17 protein-coding genes are annotated in these 17757 nt (G+C 54.9%); 3 read left to right on the plus strand and 14 right to left on the minus strand.

Translation table 11 applies throughout. From position 1 onward, the window contains the following. Positions 1-3: 3 nt before the first annotated feature. The 6 genes from PKY88_08010 to PKY88_08035 all read right to left on the minus strand — a co-directional run bounded on the left by PKY88_08010 (position 4) and on the right by PKY88_08035 (position 6729). Positions 4-1158: a radical SAM protein gene (locus tag PKY88_08010; GenBank protein HOQ05140.1), complete on the minus strand. Its 1155-nt coding sequence runs from the start codon at positions 1156-1158 to the stop codon at positions 4-6. Next, positions 1151-2674, minus strand: coding sequence for a uroporphyrinogen-III C-methyltransferase (gene cobA, locus PKY88_08015; protein HOQ05141.1), 1524 nt, complete (start codon positions 2672-2674; stop codon positions 1151-1153). The genes PKY88_08010 and cobA overlap by 8 nt, the downstream gene beginning before the upstream one ends. After that, positions 2667-3587, minus strand: coding sequence for a hydroxymethylbilane synthase (hemC, locus tag PKY88_08020; protein HOQ05142.1), 921 nt, complete (start codon positions 3585-3587; stop codon positions 2667-2669). The genes cobA and hemC overlap by 8 nt, the downstream gene beginning before the upstream one ends. Next, positions 3584-4867, minus strand: a complete 1284-nt coding sequence (gene hemA, locus PKY88_08025; protein ID HOQ05143.1) for a glutamyl-tRNA reductase — start codon at positions 4865-4867, stop codon at positions 3584-3586. Before hemA ends, hemC begins: the two co-directional genes overlap by 4 nt. Before the next feature lie 93 nt (positions 4868-4960). After that, positions 4961-5995 carry a hypothetical protein gene (locus PKY88_08030; protein HOQ05144.1) on the minus strand — a complete coding sequence of 345 codons (1035 nt, stop codon included), beginning with the start codon at positions 5993-5995 and terminating at the stop codon, positions 4961-4963. Between the two features lie 116 nt (positions 5996-6111). Next, positions 6112-6729 (minus strand): NAD(P)H-dependent oxidoreductase, encoded by a 618-nt coding sequence (locus tag PKY88_08035; protein HOQ05145.1) that lies wholly within the window; start codon positions 6727-6729, stop codon positions 6112-6114. Positions 6730-6859: 130 nt separating this feature from the next. Between PKY88_08035 and PKY88_08040 the strand changes: the two genes are divergently transcribed. Then, complete coding sequence (locus tag PKY88_08040) at positions 6860-7627, plus strand: MipA/OmpV family protein (protein ID HOQ05146.1); 768 nt, start codon at positions 6860-6862, stop codon at positions 7625-7627. Here the strand turns inward: PKY88_08040 and ychF are convergent, their stop codons facing one another. Beyond that, complete coding sequence (ychF, locus tag PKY88_08045) at positions 7628-8695, minus strand: redox-regulated ATPase YchF (protein ID HOQ05147.1); 1068 nt, start codon at positions 8693-8695, stop codon at positions 7628-7630. Then, positions 8692-9243, minus strand: coding sequence for a Fe-S-containing hydro-lyase (locus PKY88_08050; GenBank protein HOQ05148.1), 552 nt, complete (start codon positions 9241-9243; stop codon positions 8692-8694). Before PKY88_08050 ends, ychF begins: the two co-directional genes overlap by 4 nt. Positions 9244-9370: 127 nt before the next feature. Here PKY88_08050 and PKY88_08055 point away from each other — a divergent pair, with 127 nt between their 5' ends. Then, a complete protein-coding gene (locus PKY88_08055) occupies positions 9371-10009 on the plus strand; it encodes a bifunctional precorrin-2 dehydrogenase/sirohydrochlorin ferrochelatase (GenBank protein HOQ05149.1) in 639 nt (212 codons plus the stop codon). A 27-nt stretch (positions 10010-10036) separates the two neighbouring features. Further along, the gene (gene sixA / locus PKY88_08060; protein ID HOQ05150.1) at positions 10037-10498 is read left to right on the plus strand and encodes a phosphohistidine phosphatase SixA; all 462 of its coding nucleotides are present in this window, start codon (positions 10037-10039) and stop codon (positions 10496-10498) included. Here sixA and PKY88_08065 read toward each other — a convergent pair. The 6 genes from PKY88_08065 to PKY88_08090 form a co-directional block, all read right to left on the minus strand. Then, the gene (locus PKY88_08065; GenBank protein ID HOQ05151.1) at positions 10493-12157 is read right to left on the minus strand and encodes a hypothetical protein; all 1665 of its coding nucleotides are present in this window, start codon (positions 12155-12157) and stop codon (positions 10493-10495) included. The genes sixA and PKY88_08065 overlap by 6 nt on opposite strands. 11 nt (positions 12158-12168) lie before the next feature. Next, positions 12169-12795, minus strand: coding sequence for a hypothetical protein (locus tag PKY88_08070; GenBank protein ID HOQ05152.1), 627 nt, complete (start codon positions 12793-12795; stop codon positions 12169-12171). A 19-nt stretch (positions 12796-12814) separates the two neighbouring features. Further along, positions 12815-13717, minus strand: coding sequence for an ABC transporter ATP-binding protein (locus PKY88_08075; protein HOQ05153.1), 903 nt, complete (start codon positions 13715-13717; stop codon positions 12815-12817). Positions 13718-13719: 2 nt separating this feature from the next. Continuing rightward, positions 13720-14115, minus strand: coding sequence for a GntR family transcriptional regulator (locus PKY88_08080; protein HOQ05154.1), 396 nt, complete (start codon positions 14113-14115; stop codon positions 13720-13722). A 144-nt stretch (positions 14116-14259) separates the two neighbouring features. Beyond that, positions 14260-16344 carry a hypothetical protein gene (locus tag PKY88_08085; GenBank protein HOQ05155.1) on the minus strand — a complete coding sequence of 695 codons (2085 nt, stop codon included), beginning with the start codon at positions 16342-16344 and terminating at the stop codon, positions 14260-14262. A gap of 63 nt (positions 16345-16407) precedes the next feature. Beyond that, positions 16408-17748: a hypothetical protein gene (locus PKY88_08090; GenBank protein ID HOQ05156.1), complete on the minus strand. Its 1341-nt coding sequence runs from the start codon at positions 17746-17748 to the stop codon at positions 16408-16410. Positions 17749-17757: the final 9 nt, after the last annotated feature.

Raw genomic sequence — 17757 nt, forward strand, 5'->3', positions numbered from 1 at the left:
GTCTTACTCCTGCTCCAGTGCAATCTCTTCTTCCGTCAAATAGCATGGCGGCTCATTCCGCCATAACTCGATATTGGCGCTTCCGTCCAATGAACGAAAATTGCCGCCGCACAAATCAAACCACCGGCAGCGCCGGCACCGAGGGTCCCGATACTTCTTTTTGTTCCGCAAAATCGTCAGAACCGGTTCGGCCGGGTTCTCCCAGATTTGGGCAAACGGCTTTTCGAGGATATTCCCAAGCGAATAACTCCGCCAAAACTGGTCAGGATACACCCGTCCGGCCCAGTCCACGGCGGCAATGTTCTGTCCGATGCGGTTGCCGGCCGCCCGCCGGAGCAGCACCTCCGCATCAGCCGCCCGCTCCAAAGACAGCCGCCGCAGCCGCATCAGAATATACGGCCCATCCGCATGGTTGCCGACCGTGAGCACTTCATCCGCCTGTCCGGCGGCGGTCATTCGCTCCGTACAGGAAAGAATCGAATCCATCGCCTCCCGCACCAAAGCCGCGGAAGGTACCGCTTCCACCAGGTCTTCGGCGCGGCCGGTCCGAATCAAATGATAAAAGCAGATGCGCCGCACATCCAGGTCCGCCGCAATCTGAAACAGCAAAGGAATCTGCCTGATATTGTCCGCCGTCATTGTAAACCGAATGCCCGCAGGAATTCCCGCCCGGCGGCAGGAGCGAATTCCCTCCACGGCCGCGGCAAAAGCCCCCTTGACCTGCCGAAAATCATCGTGAAACTCCGCCGGCCCATCCAGCGAAATCCCGACATAACTGACCCCCAGAGCCGCCAGACGCTCAGCGGTTGAATCCTGAATCAGCGTGCCGTTCGTGGATAAAACGGTGCGAATCCCTCTGCAGCAGGCACATTCAATCAGAGCAAATAGGTCTTCGCGAAGCAGCGGTTCTCCGCCGCTGAACAGCAGAACCGGACAGCCGTAATCGGCAATCTGGCCTATCAGCCGCCGGGCCTGTTCCGTCGTCAGCTCGGGCTCCTTTCCGCCGCTCCGCACATGGCTGTAGCAGTGACGGCACAGCAGATTGCACCGCCGGGTACAGTTGAACACCACAATCGGCTTGTGATTCCGATGCGGCGGATAACGCAGCTCATCCGACCGGCCGGACTTGCCGCAATACAATTTGCTGATATTAATCATAATAGCGAATCAGGGCCTCTGTGAGCCCCTCCAGGGTATGCACGGGTGCTTCAAGGGCTGCCGGAAGCTCTTCCTCCAGCAGCCGACGGGTCGTGCTCGGGCCGATGGAGGCGATTTTTGCCCCGCTTTTGAGCACAGTTTCCTTCGGCACAACCTTCAAAAAAGCGGATACGGCCGAACTGCTCGCAAAAAGAATCCAGTCAATCTTCCGCCGGCTCAACCGCCCCAGGACTGGTTCAATCTGCCGAGCGGGCAGCTCCGCCGGTTCCGCTGTATAAATCGAAACTTCCTCCACAACCGCCCCCTGCCGCTGCAGGGACTTCGGAAGGTCATCCGGAGCAACGGCGGAACGCAGCAGCAGAAATTTCTTTCCGGCCGGCGGCTCCTTCGCAGACAATTCCTCCGCCAGCGCCTGACCGGTAAACGTCGTCGGAACAAAATCAGCCCGCAAACCGTACTCGCACAAAGCCCGTGCAGTCTCCGGGCCGATGCAGGCAATCCGGGCCCGACCAAAAGCCCGTGCATCTTTCCCCAGCTCACCCAATCGTTGCAGCGAAAACTCCACTCCGCGCCGGCTGGTAAAAACAACCCAGTCAAACTCTTCCAGCTGATTCAGGGCCGTATCCGCCGCACCGGTCTGGGCAAAGTTTCGCACGGCAAGCACAGGCAAACCCAGCACGTCGGCTCCCAATTCATTCAGCCGTCGGCTCAATGAACGATTCCCCTCCTCATCACGGGCAATCAGGATAGTCCTGCTCGCCAGCGGGCGACGGCGAAACCAGTCCGTTTCCTCCCGATAGACGGCTGTCGGTCCAATCAATACGATAGCCGGTGCGTCCATCCCCTCCTGCCGGCAGACCGAAGCAATCCGCTCCAAAGACGCCTGAACCAGACGCTGATGCGGCAGACTGGCGTTCTGAATCACCGCCGCCGGGGTATCCGCCGGTTTGCCGTTTGCCAAAAGGGACGCAACAATCTGCTCCAGATTGCTCATCGCCATATAAAAGGCGATTGTGCCGCGAAAGCCGGCCAGGAAATCCCAGTCAATTGAAGATTCATTTTTGTCGGGGGCCTCCTGACCGGTTACAAAAAGAACCTGTGAGCTGAACTGCCGGTCGGTCAGGAACATTCCGGAATAAGCCGCCGCCGCAGAAGCCGCCGTCACGCCGGGAACCACCTCAAAATCAATTCCCCCCTGAATACAAGTCTGGATTTCCTCCGCCGTCCGGCCGAAAAAACCGGGGTCTCCTCCTTTGAGCCGTACAACAACCGGATATTGAGCGGCTTTCTCCAGCAGCAGCCGATTGATTTGCTCCTGCGTAAAAGGGGTTTCCCCTGTTCGTTTGCGGACACAGAGACATTCGCAGTCCGGCCGGCAGTCCTCCAGCAGGACCTCATTGACCAGTCCGTCGAAAATCACACAGTCGGCCTGACGAAGGAGCTGTGCCCCGCGCAGGGTAATCAGCGCCGGATCACCCGGACCCGCCCCAACAAAATAGATTTTGGATTTATGCATTCGTTTTTAAAATCTCCAGAGCCCCCTGCTCAATCAGCCGCTCGGCCAGACAATCCGCCCATTCTACCGCATTCCGGACCGGCCCGCAAATCCGCTCTTTCAGGAAAGGATGTCCCTGCGGGCCCGACGCGAAAGCCGTCAGCGTAATCTGCTCGTTTTCTATTGCCGCATAGGCCCCGACCGGCGCATGGCATCCGGGATGAAGTCGAGCCAGAATCCGGCGTTCCGCCTGGGCCGCCGCCGCCGTCGGAACATGATGAATCGTTTGGAACAATTCGAACAAACGCTCATTTTCCCGGAGAATCTCGACCGCAATGACTCCCTGCGCCGGTGCCGGCAGGAAATCCAGCGGGTCCAATATCAGCCCGTTCCAGCCGTGTATCCCCAGCCGCTCCAGTCCGGCACGAGCCAGAATGACGGCATCATAGCGCCCCTCCTGCAGCTTTCGCAGACGTGTTTCGACATTGCCCCGAAGCGGCTCAACCCGTACATCGGGCCGCCGCCGAAGAAGCTGGGCCTGCCGGCGAATGCTCGAAGTGCCCACACAGGCCGACGGCGGCAGCTCTTGAAGGTTCCGGATGGGCCTGCGGGCCAGCAGAACATCCTCCGGAAAATCCCGCTCCAGCACCGCCGCAATACACAGGCCATCCGGCGTCTGGGTCGGCAAATCCTTGAAACTGTGAACGGCAAAATCCGCCGCCCCTTCCAGCAGCGCCTGCTGGAGACGGGCGGTAAAAAAACCGCTGCCTTCCAGTTTCCACAGCGGAGCATCCGCCTGCTGGTCGCCCTGTGTCCGGAGGATTTGCATCTCCACAGACAATCCCGGACAAACCTTTTGCAGGGCATCAATTACCCGCTGGGTCTGAATCAGGGCCAGTTTCGAACCGCGTGTGGCTGCACGGAGCAGGGTCATTCCTTTTGTCTCTTTTTCGGTGGGTCTTCCAGCAGCATCTTCCGCACCACATCCAGCACGCCCAAAAAATCCCCGGAGGGCTCTTGGCTGCCGCACTGCTTGAGATACGAAATCGGGCCGTGCAGAATCTTGCGGGCCAGCGACTCGGCAAACCGCTGAAGCTGGGCATGTTCCGACTTGCTGAAATACCGCTGATAACGCCGGGCCTCCTTTTGAGCCAGCTGCCTGTAGCGGGAGGATAAATCGCTGACAAGATCCGCTGTCTGAAGCGAATCCAGCCAGGCCGCAAACCGCTGTGCATGTTCGGCAACAATCTGCTCGGCCTGCTGAATCTGTTCAACCTGAATAGAACGGCTTGCCTCCGTTTGTCGGTTCAAATCATCCAGATTAAACAAACGAACCTGCGCAATCTCCCCCAGCGCCGGCTCCACATCTCTGGGCATCGCCAAATCGAGAATCAGAATCGGCCGGCTTCGCTGAGTGAGCAGATAGGAGTGCTCAGCGGCCGTAATCAGCGGAGTCGGCGAAGCCGTCGTGCAGACAGCCAAATCAGCCTGCCCCAGCAAATCCCCCAGCGAACCAAACTCCGCCGGCTGTCCGAACCGAAGCGCAGCGGCCAGCTGACGGGCGGATTCCAGACGCCGGCTGACAATCCACAACTGACCAATTCCGACCTTCACCAAAAGACGGCCCACCAGCTCCGCATTCTCGCCGGCCCCCAGCAGAAGCACTTTAGCGCCCGGCAGGGACATTTCTTTCCAGGCCAGTTCCACCGCCGCCGCCCCCAGCGAAATGGTTCCGGACTGAAGGATTGTCCGGCTGCGCACCTCTTTGGATGCGCGAAACGCTCGATGCATCAGCCGATGAAAAAGGTAGCGGGTGGTCTGTTCTTCATTGGCCAGCGCATACGCCGCCTTCAGCTGGCTGATAATCTGATGCTCGCCGAGCATTTGAGAATCCAGTCCGGCGGCCACGGCGAAAAGATGTTCCACCGCTTTTGTTCCGACATATTCTTTTGCATAACGGTGCCAGGAGTCGGCGGCGGAAGGGTCCATCCCCCGTATCACTTCTTCCAGCAATCCTGCACTGTCGGCGGTCTTCTCCACGGTCAGATAAAGCTCCGTTCGATTGCAAGTACACAGGATCACGGATTCCTGAACAGATGAATGCCCTTTCAGAGCCCGGAGCAGACTCCTTTGGCGTTCTTCAGAAAAAGCCAGTTTTTCCCTCGCTTCGTAGGGAGCATCACGAAAACTGACACCGCAGCAAACAAGCTTCATAGCGGCAGTTTAGCAGAGACTGCCGAAGAAATCAACGGCGCAGAAAAGAAGGTCTGCCGACATCGGTCAGCAGACCTTCCTGCTTTGCAGAAATCAATTCGGAAGGGCACCGGCCGGACGCCCCATAGCACGGACAATCTTTCGCCCTTCGAATGATTGGGTGCCGCGCATCGTCGTAATCTGGCCGGTCAGTTTTGAATCCGCCAGTTTGCCTTCCAGGCTGATTTCAAATGTCCGTTCTCCGAATTCCCGTTTGGCCTTGAAGGAAACCTTCGTTCCGTCAAACTCAATCTTTTCAATCGGGAGGGTCCCGTACAGACCGCTCAGGTCCGGATTCACACGCAGCCGCTGCTTGTAAGGTCCCTGCTCCGTAACAATCTCCAGGTCCCAGCTGCCGATCAGGGCTTCCCCAAAGCGGCTTCCTTCCACAGCAATATCCCCCATTTCCGATTTCAGCGTTCCTTTGAGCAGACCGCTCTGGCGGTCGATGGTTCCTTCAAAAGTCGTATCCATCTGACGGTCGCCCATCTTGATTTTTCGCTTCAGCGTAAGGGTCCCGCGTTCATACTTCACATCCGATACTTCGCTCTCGACCGGAGCCGATTGCCACTGGCCGGTCAGATTGCCCTCTTTATCCATCTGAATAATCAGTTTGGCTTCAACATCCTGCTCACCGACCCTGTATTTGAGATTCCACGTTCCGACTGCTCTCGGAATGCGAGGGAGCCGACGACCCGTGATTTCCGAATCTCCCCGCTCACCCGAAAGGGTTCCGGACAGTTTATCCTCTTCTACCGTGCCGGAAAACTTCGACCGGTATTCCTCCCCGCGAAACCGGGCAATCTGCTCAAAACGAAGCTTGCCGTCCTCAAACTGGATATCCTTCAACTCGGCCACTCCCCAGAAACTGACCCAATCGCCTTTCAGATTGCCGTTTTCATCCCGACTAAAGGAAACAAGGGCATCCATCTCGCGGTCCTCAAATTTGACTTTCAGTTCCCAATCGCCCCAAAGCCCTCTGCCGGGCCCACCGGTTCCGGCTGTCTGTGCCGATGCCGACAAAGAAATGACCGTGGAAATCCCCAACACCAACAACAGGAAATGCAGGCAAGAAAAGGATGATTTCATAACAGGCCCTCCGAAATCACGGTTCCTTTTGGCTGCTGAACCCAACAAAGTTCAGCATTTGAACCAAAGCATAAACCGCATCTTTCCGGAGAGCAAGTATTTTTTAAGAAGACCGTTCAAAAGGTTTCCGCCGCCTTTCGGGCCTGCTCGAGGGCACGCTGAACCGCTTTTTCCGACTCCGCCGGTTCCGCCAGCGTCGGCTCCGCAAGAAGCGAACCAATCTGTTCAAAACCAATAAAGCTGAGAATCAATTCGAAATATTTTTTCTGCAAATCAAAAGGACTGTCCGCCGGATAACTGCCGCCGCGGGAGTAAATCACCATGGCCGGCTTTCCCCGAACCAGTCCTTCATAGCCGTTCTGCCCAAACCGGAAGGTATACCCCGGCTGCACAAGAATATCGATATATTGCTTCAACCGCCAGGGAATCCCGAAATTCCACATCGGAACGGCAAAAACATACTTGTCTGCATTCTTAAAATGCTCGATAACCTTCTCCACCTTATCCCAAACCTCACGCTCCTGTGCCGTGTGCTTTTGGCCGTGCAGAATTGTATATTTGGCCTGGACCGCCAATCCGTCAAAGGACGGCAAATCCGCCTCGAAAAGATTCAGCTTTTCTACGGTATCTGCCGGATGGGATTTTAGGTACGATTTGACAAAGGCATCCGCAACCTGGATGGATTTTGACCGCTCCTTCCTTGGCGATGCCTGAATGTAAAGAATTCTGCTCATTTCCGGTCTCCTTTCTTTTTTTATTTTTACGCCTTGATTACCCCGCTGTTCACCCTCATAAGAAAATTCTTGTAGTTCATCCGCTTCTCTTTAGAATAAACCAAAACAAAAAGAATTCGAGGAGCAAACCATGCGAAACAATCTTATTCTGATCATCCTCTCGTTGTCCGCCGTCTCCGACGCAGAACAAAACAGCAGCGAAGCTGAATCTGTCGGCAAACTGTGGGCAGGCGGCGGGCTTCTGACCCTGCAAAAACCTTACAAAGGCGTCGAATCAGAATGCTATGCCCTCCCGCTTCTCATTTATCAGGGCCCCAAATTAACATTGTTCGGCCCGGTTGCCACATATTCTCTTTTTGGTGAGGAAAACCGTTGGGCTTTCCAAGGGCTGGCACGTATCCGGACGGAGGGGTATAACAACAACGACAGCCGATATTTAGACGGCATGTCAGACCGAGACTCTACCCTCGAACTCGGCGTGCGGTACCTTCACGACTTGAATTTTGCGGTACTGTCGCTGGACTTCAGCCACGACATTTTAGACAAACACAGCGGCTGGGAAAGTCGACTGACTTTGAGAAAAACCTTTCGAGACATACTGGACATTCAATCACTTAATCTCACTCCGTCTTTCGGCGTAAACTGGAGAAACAAACAATTAAACGACTACTACTACGGCGTGCGGACCTCTGAATCAGCACCCGGCCGCAATGCTTACAGTGTCGGCGGTTCCCTCGGCTGGCTGACAGGAGTCCAGCTGAACTATAAACTCTCCGAGAAATGGTCTCTTTTCGGTTTGATGAACCTTGAATGGCTGGACAACGAAATCACCGACAGCCCTATTGTGGAAAAAGATTATACCCTCTCCGCGCTCGCCGGTCTGCTTTTTGAATTTTAATCAGACATTAAACCGAAAACAGATGATGTCGCCGTCCTGAACAACGTAGGTTTTGCCTTCCAGCCGCATCCGTCCGGCGGCTTTGACGGCTTTTTCGTCTCCGAGCCGGCGCAAATCCTCATACGACATCGTTTCCGCGCGAATAAAGCCCCGCTGAATATCGCTGTGAACCTTGCCGGCCGCCTCGTGAGCAATGGTGCCGGCCCGAATCGGCCAGGCACGCACTTCATCTTTGCCGACAGTCAGAAAGCTAATCAGCCCCAGCGTTCGATAACAACTCTGCACAAACTGAGCTGAGGCGGGCTTGGTAATCCCCAAATCCTTCATAAACTCCGCCCGACTCTCCGCATCCAGCTGCGCCAGTTCGCTTTCAATCTCCGCCGACAGGCAAATCACCTCCGCCCCGTCCGCCGCCGCCCCCAAATCCATCGTTTGCCCAACCTGCTTTTCGCCGACGTTGACCACAATCATCATCGGACGCAGCGTCAAAAACCCCAGCGGCTTAATCAGCTCCAGCTCCTGCGCATTCAGGGCCGCCTGACGAAGCGGTTTTTCCGATTCGAGCACCTGCTGGAGTTTGTGATGAAGGGCCAGTTCCTCCTTGTCCCGGGCCTGCGTTTTTGTGGGTTTGTGCATTTGCTTTTCGAGCCGGTCAATCCGATTGGTCACCAGCTCCAAATCGGCCAGCAGCATCTCGGTCTTCAGCTCCTCCAAATCCTTGCGCGGGTCGATTCGGTTCCGATACGCCGGTACGGAATCGTTCTCAAACGCCCGAAGAACGGCAACAAACAAATCAACCGTCCGAAGCTGCCCAAACAGTTTGCGGGCGGCGGCCCGCCCGTGCTCATCCGTAAAATTCAGTCCCGGCAGGTCCAGGCAGTCAATCGTCGCATGGACTGTCTTGGCGGGTTTGTATAATTCCGTCAGCCAGTCCAGCCGCTCATCCGGAACCGGCACCATCACCTCATGAATCTCCGGTGCCCCCGGCGGAACCGGCGGTTTGCCGCTGACAGCGGACACCAGCGTGCTCTTGCCGGACTGAAGCATCCCGATTACTGCTGCTTTCATTCTTGACGTCCTCGCGGATAAACACTGTTTCCAAAACAATCATACGCCACAACCGCCGGAAAATCCTCCAGCACCAGTTCCCGAATCGCCTCCGGCCCTAACTCCTCATAGGCAACAATTCGGCTGGCGGCAATATGTTTCGACAAAAGCGCCCCAAAGCCGCCCATCGCCGAAAAATGGACCGCCCGATACTGCCGAAGGGCCTGCTGAACCTCTTTGGAACGGTATCCCTTCCCAATCGTGCCCTTCAGCCCGGCCTGAAAGAGGGCCGGCGCAAAGGCATCCATTCGGGCCGAGGTCGTCGGACCGGCCGAGCCGATTACACGCCCCGGCGCAGCCGGTGTCGGCCCCACATAATAAATTACCGCCCCTTTCAGGTCAAACGGAAGCGGCTGTCCGGCTTCCAAAAGGGCACACAGACGCCGATGCGCCTGGTCGCGGGCCGCATAAACAACCCCGTTCAGACGCACCCAGTCCCCGGCCCGAAGCCGGCTGATTTGCTCGTCTTTCAAAGGGGTCTGAATTCTTATTTCCGAAAAAGCACTCATCAACGCCCTATTATAGGAATAAAAGACGGATTTTCGACAAAATTTCCCCCTGGAAATCCGAACTTGTATCCTTTTTATTTTGGAAAAAAGATTGCCCTCCTGCCTCCGCAAAAGATATAATAAAGGCATGGCCAAATACCCGATTTTTCTGGAAATGGCCGGCCGGCGGGCTGTAGTTATTGGCGGCGGCCCCGTAGCCCTTCGAAAAGTGCAGGGGCTCGCAGAGGCGGGAGCTCGCGTTACCGTAGTCGCTGAACATATCCTGCCTGAAATTGAAGAGGTGCTGATTCAGCTCAATGCAGAAATCATCCTCAGCCGCTACCGGAAAGATTTTCTCGTCTCCGCCGCCCTCGTGATTGCCGCCACCAACAATCCAGACCTGAACCGCCGCATCTATGAAGACTGCCAGGAGCTCGAAATCCTCTGCAATGTGGTAGATCAGCCCGAACTGTGCGACTTCTTTGTGCCGGCCGTGGTCAAACGCGGCGACCTGCAGATTGCCATCGGCACCGAAGGGCACTGTCCGGCCTATGCCGGTCATCTCCGGCAGAAATTAGAAGAAATCTTCACGGACGCACACGGTCGTTTTGTGGATGAACTGGCCAAAGTCCGCTCCCGCATCATCGAAACCATTCCCGACAGTGACCAGCGGAAAGCCCTGCTGGGAAAACTGGCCAGCGACGAATCATTCCATTATTTCGCGGAACACGGACCGGAAGGATGGCGCCGTCACTGTGATGAAATGATCCGTCAGTGCTCCGTATAAATGAACAGCAAAGCAAGAGGACAGGCAATGAATCTGTATTTGATTCAGCATGCTCAGGCCTTCCCGAAAGAGCAGTATGCAGACCGACCCCTCACAGAGGAAGGATACTGGCAGGCCCAGCAGACCGCAGAGTTTGTGAAACGGCTGGGCATCTCCGTCGGAGCCGTCTGGCACAGCGGAAAAACGCGGGCCCTCCAGACGGCCAAACTCTTCCACGCCGCTGTAAAGGGGCCCTGCCCCCTGCACAAGCACGACGGGCTTTCTCCCGATGGCGACCCGGAGCCGATTGCCGAGGAAATTGAAAAAGCCCAAACCGACCTGATGATTGTCGGACACCTGCCGTTTTTGTCGCGGCTGGCCGGTCTGCTGCTCTGCGGCAGTGCAGACGCCGAACCCGTGCTTTTCGAAAAAGCCGGTGTGGTCTGTCTGCAGCGTAATGACGACGGCCTCTGGCAGCTAAACTGGCTCATCAAACCGGATATTTTATAACTCCGTTTGCCGTTCTGACATCGCAGGACCAACCGGTGACTCCGACTCCTCCAAAGGTTCCACCAGGCACCAATCCGGCGATTCCAGCCCCTTGAAATCCCACCCCGTCCGGCAGACATGACAGCTCATCTGGTCCGGCCGCCTCAGCGAACCGCAATTCAGACAAGTGACCATTTTTTCTTTGGGCCGCACCAGATTGAATGTAATCCATGCAGGTATCCCGAACAAAATCCCCGCTGCAAACCACCCGCGCGCAGCCCGGGACGAGCCGCCGAACGAAAGGAACTTCCTGCGGAGGCAAAGCCCGACCCAAAGACCCACGAAAAGCGAGGGCAGCAGCATCAAAAAGGTCGAAAAAAGCTGTGAAGGAAGACTCATCTGCCGACACCTTCGAAGAATCCCGATAAAACTGTGAGGACGGATAAACAACGCCCTCATACCGGCCCGCGGCTCGATTGCCTCCGCACACAGAAATGACAAACCGTGAAAAACCGCCGGCTGCAGCGAATCGGCAAAAAAGCGGGCGGTTATCGCCAGCGCTCCGTCCCCCCGTTCGAAAAGACGGCTCATCAGTTCCACTTCATAATTTTCTGAAACAGAATCCTCCGCAGCGGAATGAAACAGATTTCTGCCCGTCAGCTGCCCCTGAGCATCAAAACACTCGACAGCCAAACCGACCCCTTCGGGAGCCGCGGAGGCGGCACAGCAGCCATAATAGACCAGTCTGCCGTTTTCCTCACGGCACACAGGATACACCCGATATGCAGATAATTTGTTCGGTCGTCCCTCTGTCCGAGAGCCAAACAGATCAACCGGAGCAGGCAAACGTCCCGCGGGGCCTTCTATGCAGAGACTTTCTTTATTCAGACGCAGGATTTGTCCGTCTGCTTCCAGCATAAGCAGCCAGGGCCCAGCCGTATCCAGACGAAAATTAGAAGGAACTGTTTCCAACCTCCATTGTCCCGCATAACCGCCGGTCTGCCCTGTCTTCGGTGGCCTCCATCGACGAGCTTCCTTGGCGATAACAACAATTTCCCTTCCCTTTTGCAATGAGCCAAATTGAATCGGTTCTATGGAATCTCCCAGAACGGGACCGGCCGAAAACCGCGGCCCCATTCCCCACAGATTGAAACGGAAAAACTGCCGCAGCTGTCGGTCATAGATAAAAAACTTTCCCCACTGTCCGTCTTGATAAACGAACGGATCACGAAATCGCCCGAGCGATTCTTTCTTTTCAGAGCTTATGCCTCCGGGACCTAAATAATATGCCGCCCCCTTCTGCCGCCGGAGATTCCCTTTGCAGTATTGACATTCGAACAGACCGCTTTCTGCATCATACTGGAAAACAATCCATCCGGTTGCAATTTTCTCAATCACGGAACGCGGGGCATCCGCCAAAGGGGTCCATGCCGGCTCTCTCAATACATTCGCAGGAAGGTCACTTCCCAAAGAAACCAAAAGAGAACAGGGGAAAAAGTTCGGATCTTTTTTTCTATCCACATCCTCCAGCAACACAACAGAAACCTCATCACGGCGAGAGTTTGCAGAAGCAATCCCGTTTCGGCAAAGCCAATCCGCCCAGAAGAGAAGGATGGCCCATAAGAGAAGAACCAGAAAGCCCGCCGTAAAAATCTTCAAACCATTTCCAGTACGTGTCATAAACCCTCTCCTTACAGAGAAGAAGTTCGATAGCTTTCCCAGCCCACAAGCACGGCGGAAACCGTCGCTGTCAGAAAGAGAATCTGCACCTGAATATCAAAGCCCTTGATGACCAGCAAACTGAGCACAATGATAACCAGCCCCAGCGTTCCGAGTGTCGGAAAGACTCGGCTGGACGTCCAGCCCGCCGCCAGCCCGATTCCATAACAAGCCGTCCCCGCTAAAAAACCGGAAATCAAAGAGGAAATCAGGTCATTCCGAAAGGCCGCATTATAAAACGCAAAGTTCCTGAACAGAACCATCGAAACAGCGCCCAGACCTGCCGTAAAAAAGAGGTTCGGAATAAGACCGGCCGCAACCCGGGCTGCAAAAACCTGCCGACGAACCGTTCCCCGGCTCAGCAGAAAAGCCGACAGGCGGCGCATCCGATCAAAATACATCTGCGAAACGCCCAGAACCGCTAATACCACACACAGAAACGGATACGGGTACACAACCCCCTCTTTGAGACGAAGTGCCTCTTCCGTCCCCCGAAAAGCCGCAGAGGCAAGCAAAAGAACCGCAGCGACCCATAACAGCAGAAACACCAGATAAAACACCCACATATCTTCGATTTCTCTTCGAATCAGCGTCCACATAATCGCCCGCTCCTTTCTGTTAAACCGTCTGATAGACCGGCTCCGTTCTCGTGCATTCGAGAAAGATTTCTTCCAGATTCATCGGGATTTCCACAATCTCCTGCGGCTGCAGCGACTGAACCATTTTCATTTTCAGCGCATTCCAGTTGGCGGCCGTGAAGACCAGCTCTCGTCCCTCCTTGTGCTGGCGGATTAATTCGGTCAGGTAAAGCCGCTCGGGAGCCTGGTCGGAAAAAATCACACGAAATTTTCGTATTCCGTTTTTCAGTCCCTCAAGGGTGCAGTCCGCCGCCAGCCGTCCGTTCACCAAGATTCCGATTCGATCCGCAATACGTTCCACATCGCTGAGAATATGCGAACTGAACAGAATTGTCCGCCCCTGACGCTGAATGACGTCAATCGCCAATTCAAGAAACTGCCTTCGGACAACCGTATCCAGCCCGAGGGTCGGGTCGTCCAGAATCAGCAGCTCCGGTTCTGCCGCCATCGCCAAAGTCAGATTCAGCTGAGCCCTCATTCCGGCGGACAGGTCTTTGACCTTCCGATTCATCGGCAGATTGAATAAACCCGCCAACTCCTCGAAAAGATTCTGATTCCAGCATCCGGCCAGCCCCCTGCACAGAGCAGCCAGACGGCCCGCCGTGTATGTCCCGATTAAAGGATGTCCTTCTGCCGTATACCCGATTCGGGTTTTTGTCTTTCTGGAAAGCATCTGCGAATCCTCCCCGAAAAGAAAAGCCCTTCCGCGGGTCGGACTTTCCAGACCGAGCAAAATCCGTATCAGCGTGGTTTTGCCGGCACCGTTTCGCCCCAAAAGACCGTAAATACATCCTTGAGGAATTTTCAAAGTCACTCCTTTCAGAACAGACCGGCCGTCATAATACTTCACCAGCCCCTCCGTCTGCACAACATACGTGTCCATTTTCATCTCCTTTGTGTATCGATATTGTAGCTTTTTAAGGTTTCTTCAAACCACTCCTTCAATCGTTCTGGAGCCACCTTAAGAAGGACGGACTCGACGGCCGCTTGTTTCAGAAATTGGCAGACAATTTCCTTCTTGGCCGTTTCGCTGAGTCGAGAGGAGATTTCGGACACAAAAGAACCCCCGCCCGGTCTGGTATTTATGAGCCCTTCCTGCTCCAAATATTTGTAAGCTTTCGCAATCGTGTTCGGATTGATAACAAGCTGCACGGCCAGCTGGCGAATTGTCGGCAGCTGTTCACCCGGAAGGAACCGTCCGGAAGCAATCTCCTGTTTGATTTGGTCGATTATCTGCTGATAAACCGGCCGTTCAGAACTGGAAACAATTGTAATCTGCAAAACGTTTCCTTTCTTGTTGTACTATTACAACTAATACAAGTTTAACAAAATAAACTTTTAAAGCAACAAAAAATGTTTTTTCCTAAAAACAAAAAAGAGGAAAGAGGTATATTTAATACAAAATAAACATCCTTAAATGTGACATCAACCTTCCCCTCTCACTCCGCCGGGCGGCATTGGAGTTGGAAATCCGCCTGGAGCAAAGCCGCCAGGGGTAAACCCACCCGGTGTAAAACCGCCGGGAGTCGGCGACAGCCCCGGTTGAGGAGTCCGACCGACAAAAACCTCATTTTCAGCCTCACGCTCCGCTTCCTGGACATCTCGATAATTCTTCCGCAGCTCCGCCGACCAGTTCGGCTGACGGATTGGCAGTTTTTCAAGCACACCGTCTTCCTTTGCATAGAGAATACTCACAAACTCCCGCCGACGCAGAGCCGTCATCGTCCCAGACCAATCTACTTCTGAAATCTGGTCCAAATAAAGATAAGGAGTCGTAAAATCAACTTTTTCAGGCCTGACAGCTCCCATCATCCCCGCCCCTTCCGCAGGCATCGGCATTCCGCCGCCCATCATAGGAGGCGGAGGCGTCGTTCCTTCCATTCCAAGTCCCGCACCGGCCTCTGCAGGAGACGTCGTCGTTTTTTTCACCTCGACAACCGACCCAATCGTCTGTCCCGGAAGAACCTCGAAATCCTGACTTCTCCAGCGACCCATATAATATTTGGAAACCCGGACATTTACCGCTATCGGATTTGTTTTAGAAACATCCATCGGGAAAATATGAAGGGTCTTCGGAATGGAAGCAATTAGCGGTTCGTTCTTTTTTGCGATTGTTTCTGCAAACGGCGTCCACAGAACCACCTGATTCTTGAACTCCTGCTGCTCCGCCTTAAACCAGTCCTTACCGGCAATCGGATTAAACATCCCTACACGAATACGATATTGATAGGTCTTGCCCGGCTGAACCGTATCATCATGAGCCCAAATCAGCAGCGGCTCCGTCCTTTTCCACCAGTCATCTGTCAGCAGTTCCTTCTGAAAATCCCGCCAAACGTCTTCTATTGTGCGCTGACGAGTACCCGGACGAACAGCGCCTCCCGGCCCTGTCGGAGCGGCCGTCTCCGGCATCATTTCCCCTGCTCCGGGTCGAACCGGTTCACGTCCTCGCGCCGGCTGTTCCGGACGAGCCGGACGCGGCTGTCTTCCCGGCTGAGTCGGACGCGGCCCGCCGGCCCCCGGAAACGGAGTTTCTCCTCCGGCTACCCCTCCTCGCCCCGCTCCCGCTGCGCCGGCACCGGCAGCCTGCTGAGCTGCTCGGCGGGCTTCATCCCGCTGCTGCTGGAGAAGCTTTTGAGCCTCTTCCAGAAAAGGCGGCGGCATCCAGTACTGGTAGCGGGATGTAGCAAAATCATACGCACGCTGCTGCAGAAGAGACGACTGTCGAATTCGCTCCTTGAACTGCTCCATCTGAACGGAAACACCTCCTCCGCTCAGGTCCTCGGTACGGTCCGGCAGCTGGTCAAAAAGTTTTTTGTAGGCAATCGTCTGGGGAACCGGCACACGCACCCATGGTCCCCAGGTCCCATCCGGAAGCTGTTCTCTTCGCTGCAGTTCCACCCGAGCGGCCACCGGTACAGCCAAAACAGGGTCCCTGTGGGCCGGTCTGACACCCAATCCCATAAAGGCGGATTGAAACTGCTGAACAATCCGGCGGACATCCAGCCGTGCCGACACAGTTACGAAATCCACATCTCCAATCTGAGTCGGAACATTGTCATACGGCATTTCCGGCGTAATCTCTTCCGTCGGAACATACGCCGCTGCACGGATATAAGCCATCTGAACATCCTGGAGAGGAGGAATCTCCGGCACAGCATATTCCCGGTCCGTCTCGATCGGCTGGCGTCCAATGCCGGGAAGCATCGGATAAACCTGCAGATTCAGAGAAGGAATGGAGGAGCTGAGCAGCCGTTCAAAAGAAGGAATAAAATCCGGCTGCGGCATTGCAACGGCATCGGAAGGACTTTCGATTTTTTCACGAAGACGCTCGGCCTTTTGAACCAGCTTGGTCTGTGCCGAACCGGGAGATTCCCTGCGCCCGTCGATCACAGGACCAAACGGATTGCGAAAAATAAACAGCCACAGCAGCCCGATGCTGATCAGGCCGATTCCGGCAAGAATGATTTTATCGAAATGCTGCTCAAGAAAGTTCTCTCGTTTTTTGCTCATGAAAATATCCTGTGCACACTTTATTCCGTTTTCATCACTTTAAGCCGCCGTAAAGGGGGCCTTTCAATATCCTCCCGGCCCCATCGGCACAGAGGACGCACCCTGCTGGGACTGCCCCAGAAGGACCTTCACCGGTTCCGGCTTAATCTCATCGTATGCTTTTCGAAGAAACAGATATTCGCAAACCAGGTCCACCCGCATCACGGCATCTGTACCGTACCGATAGTAGAGATGAGGAAGACTCTGTTTATCGACCGCGGAAAAGGTGCTGGCAAGAATCGTAATCTGATTATGACGGGCCTGTCGGAGCTCGCCGTTTTCCTTGAATCCCTCTCGATAAACATGAGGCTTGGCGGAACACAGCTCCTTCAGAAACGCCTGTGTATAGCGGCTGTCCACAATAACCGAGACTGCAAAATGGACTACATCCATTTCGTCGTTGCAGGTCCGCCCCGTCCAGGGACGCGAGACCAGCGGACTGGTCGAACCCGCTAAAACATAAGCCGGAGGGTCGGCCATTGCTGAAGCGGCAAGGCCTCCGATTCCGCCGATGCCGATACCGCGTGGGATATTCCCCGTCGGATACGGAGACACCATTGAAACATCAGACACCGGTCGCTGAAAACTGACTCCCAGCAGACGTTTAACGGGAGAATCGGCTACCCGCTGCGAACCGGTATTCATCGCTTCAATGGCCGCCACCACGTCTTCATAAATCCAATAAGCCGTTTGAGAAAACCAGCAGTCGCGCAGGGCCTGTTCGGCACCGACAAACTGATAAGACTCCCAAAAATCGTACCAGGAAAAAACACGCGGATTGGCATACATCACAATCCGTTCCGCTCGGGCATTGCAGACAGCGTTTACCATCGGATTCTCTGCGGTTGAGCCTCCAAAACCGATTCCCCCTGCACCTCCTCCAACATACTCGCCGCCGCGGACCGCTCCCGCCCCCGGTCCTGCGCCCGCAGCACGGATTTCGGCATCCGAAGGAGCATCCAGGGCCTTCAACCGCTCGGTAACCATCTGTTCAATCGCAGCCCGATAACGCCGCCCGAAATCCTGATAAATTTGTGAAGATGTATCCGCCGATTTCGGGAAAATCCCATATTTAATCAAATCCCGCATCGAAGACTGAAGGGACATTTTCTGAACCGCTTCCGCATCAGTCTTGTACTGCTGAAGAATCCTTTGGATCTGTTCGGCCTGTTCCTTGGGCGGAGTTGTCCGAGTCAGACTGTCGAGGGTTTGAGCGATTTTCTCCCATTCCTGTTTCTTTTCACTGACCGTGCGCCCAATCAAAATGGTCGGAAGAAACAGAATCAGTCCTGCCAGCAGCAGCCCCGCCGGAAGCAAAAGCGCCGAATATTTCTTAAGATACCCTTTGACTATATCCATAACCATTTTTGTTGT

This window comes from Anaerohalosphaeraceae bacterium (assembly GCA_035378985.1).
In the GTDB taxonomy this organism is placed as follows: Bacteria; Planctomycetota; Phycisphaerae; order Sedimentisphaerales; family Anaerohalosphaeraceae; genus JAHDQI01.

Excerpts from the sequence above, each read along its gene's own strand:
- PKY88_08010 (HOQ05140.1), bottom strand. The coding sequence starts at position 1,158 with ATGATTAATATCAGCAAATTGTATTGCGGCAAGTCCGGCCGGTCGGAT.
- cobA (HOQ05141.1), bottom strand. The coding sequence starts at position 2,674 with ATGCATAAATCCAAAATCTATTTTGTTGGGGCGGGTCCGGGTGATCCG.
- hemC (HOQ05142.1), bottom strand. The coding sequence starts at position 3,587 with ATGACCCTGCTCCGTGCAGCCACACGCGGTTCGAAACTGGCCCTGATT.
- hemA (HOQ05143.1), bottom strand. The coding sequence starts at position 4,867 with ATGAAGCTTGTTTGCTGCGGTGTCAGTTTTCGTGATGCTCCCTACGAA.
- PKY88_08030 (HOQ05144.1), bottom strand. The coding sequence starts at position 5,995 with ATGAAATCATCCTTTTCTTGCCTGCATTTCCTGTTGTTGGTGTTGGGG.
- PKY88_08035 (HOQ05145.1), bottom strand. The coding sequence starts at position 6,729 with ATGAGCAGAATTCTTTACATTCAGGCATCGCCAAGGAAGGAGCGGTCA.
- PKY88_08040 (HOQ05146.1), top strand. The coding sequence starts at position 6,860 with ATGCGAAACAATCTTATTCTGATCATCCTCTCGTTGTCCGCCGTCTCC.
- ychF (HOQ05147.1), bottom strand. The coding sequence starts at position 8,695 with ATGAAAGCAGCAGTAATCGGGATGCTTCAGTCCGGCAAGAGCACGCTG.
- PKY88_08050 (HOQ05148.1), bottom strand. The coding sequence starts at position 9,243 with ATGAGTGCTTTTTCGGAAATAAGAATTCAGACCCCTTTGAAAGACGAG.
- PKY88_08055 (HOQ05149.1), top strand. The coding sequence starts at position 9,371 with ATGGCCAAATACCCGATTTTTCTGGAAATGGCCGGCCGGCGGGCTGTA.
- sixA (HOQ05150.1), top strand. The coding sequence starts at position 10,037 with ATGAATCTGTATTTGATTCAGCATGCTCAGGCCTTCCCGAAAGAGCAG.
- PKY88_08065 (HOQ05151.1), bottom strand. The coding sequence starts at position 12,157 with ATGACACGTACTGGAAATGGTTTGAAGATTTTTACGGCGGGCTTTCTG.
- PKY88_08070 (HOQ05152.1), bottom strand. The coding sequence starts at position 12,795 with ATGTGGACGCTGATTCGAAGAGAAATCGAAGATATGTGGGTGTTTTAT.
- PKY88_08075 (HOQ05153.1), bottom strand. The coding sequence starts at position 13,717 with ATGGACACGTATGTTGTGCAGACGGAGGGGCTGGTGAAGTATTATGAC.
- PKY88_08085 (HOQ05155.1), bottom strand. The coding sequence starts at position 16,344 with ATGAGCAAAAAACGAGAGAACTTTCTTGAGCAGCATTTCGATAAAATC.
- PKY88_08090 (HOQ05156.1), bottom strand. The coding sequence starts at position 17,748 with ATGGTTATGGATATAGTCAAAGGGTATCTTAAGAAATATTCGGCGCTT.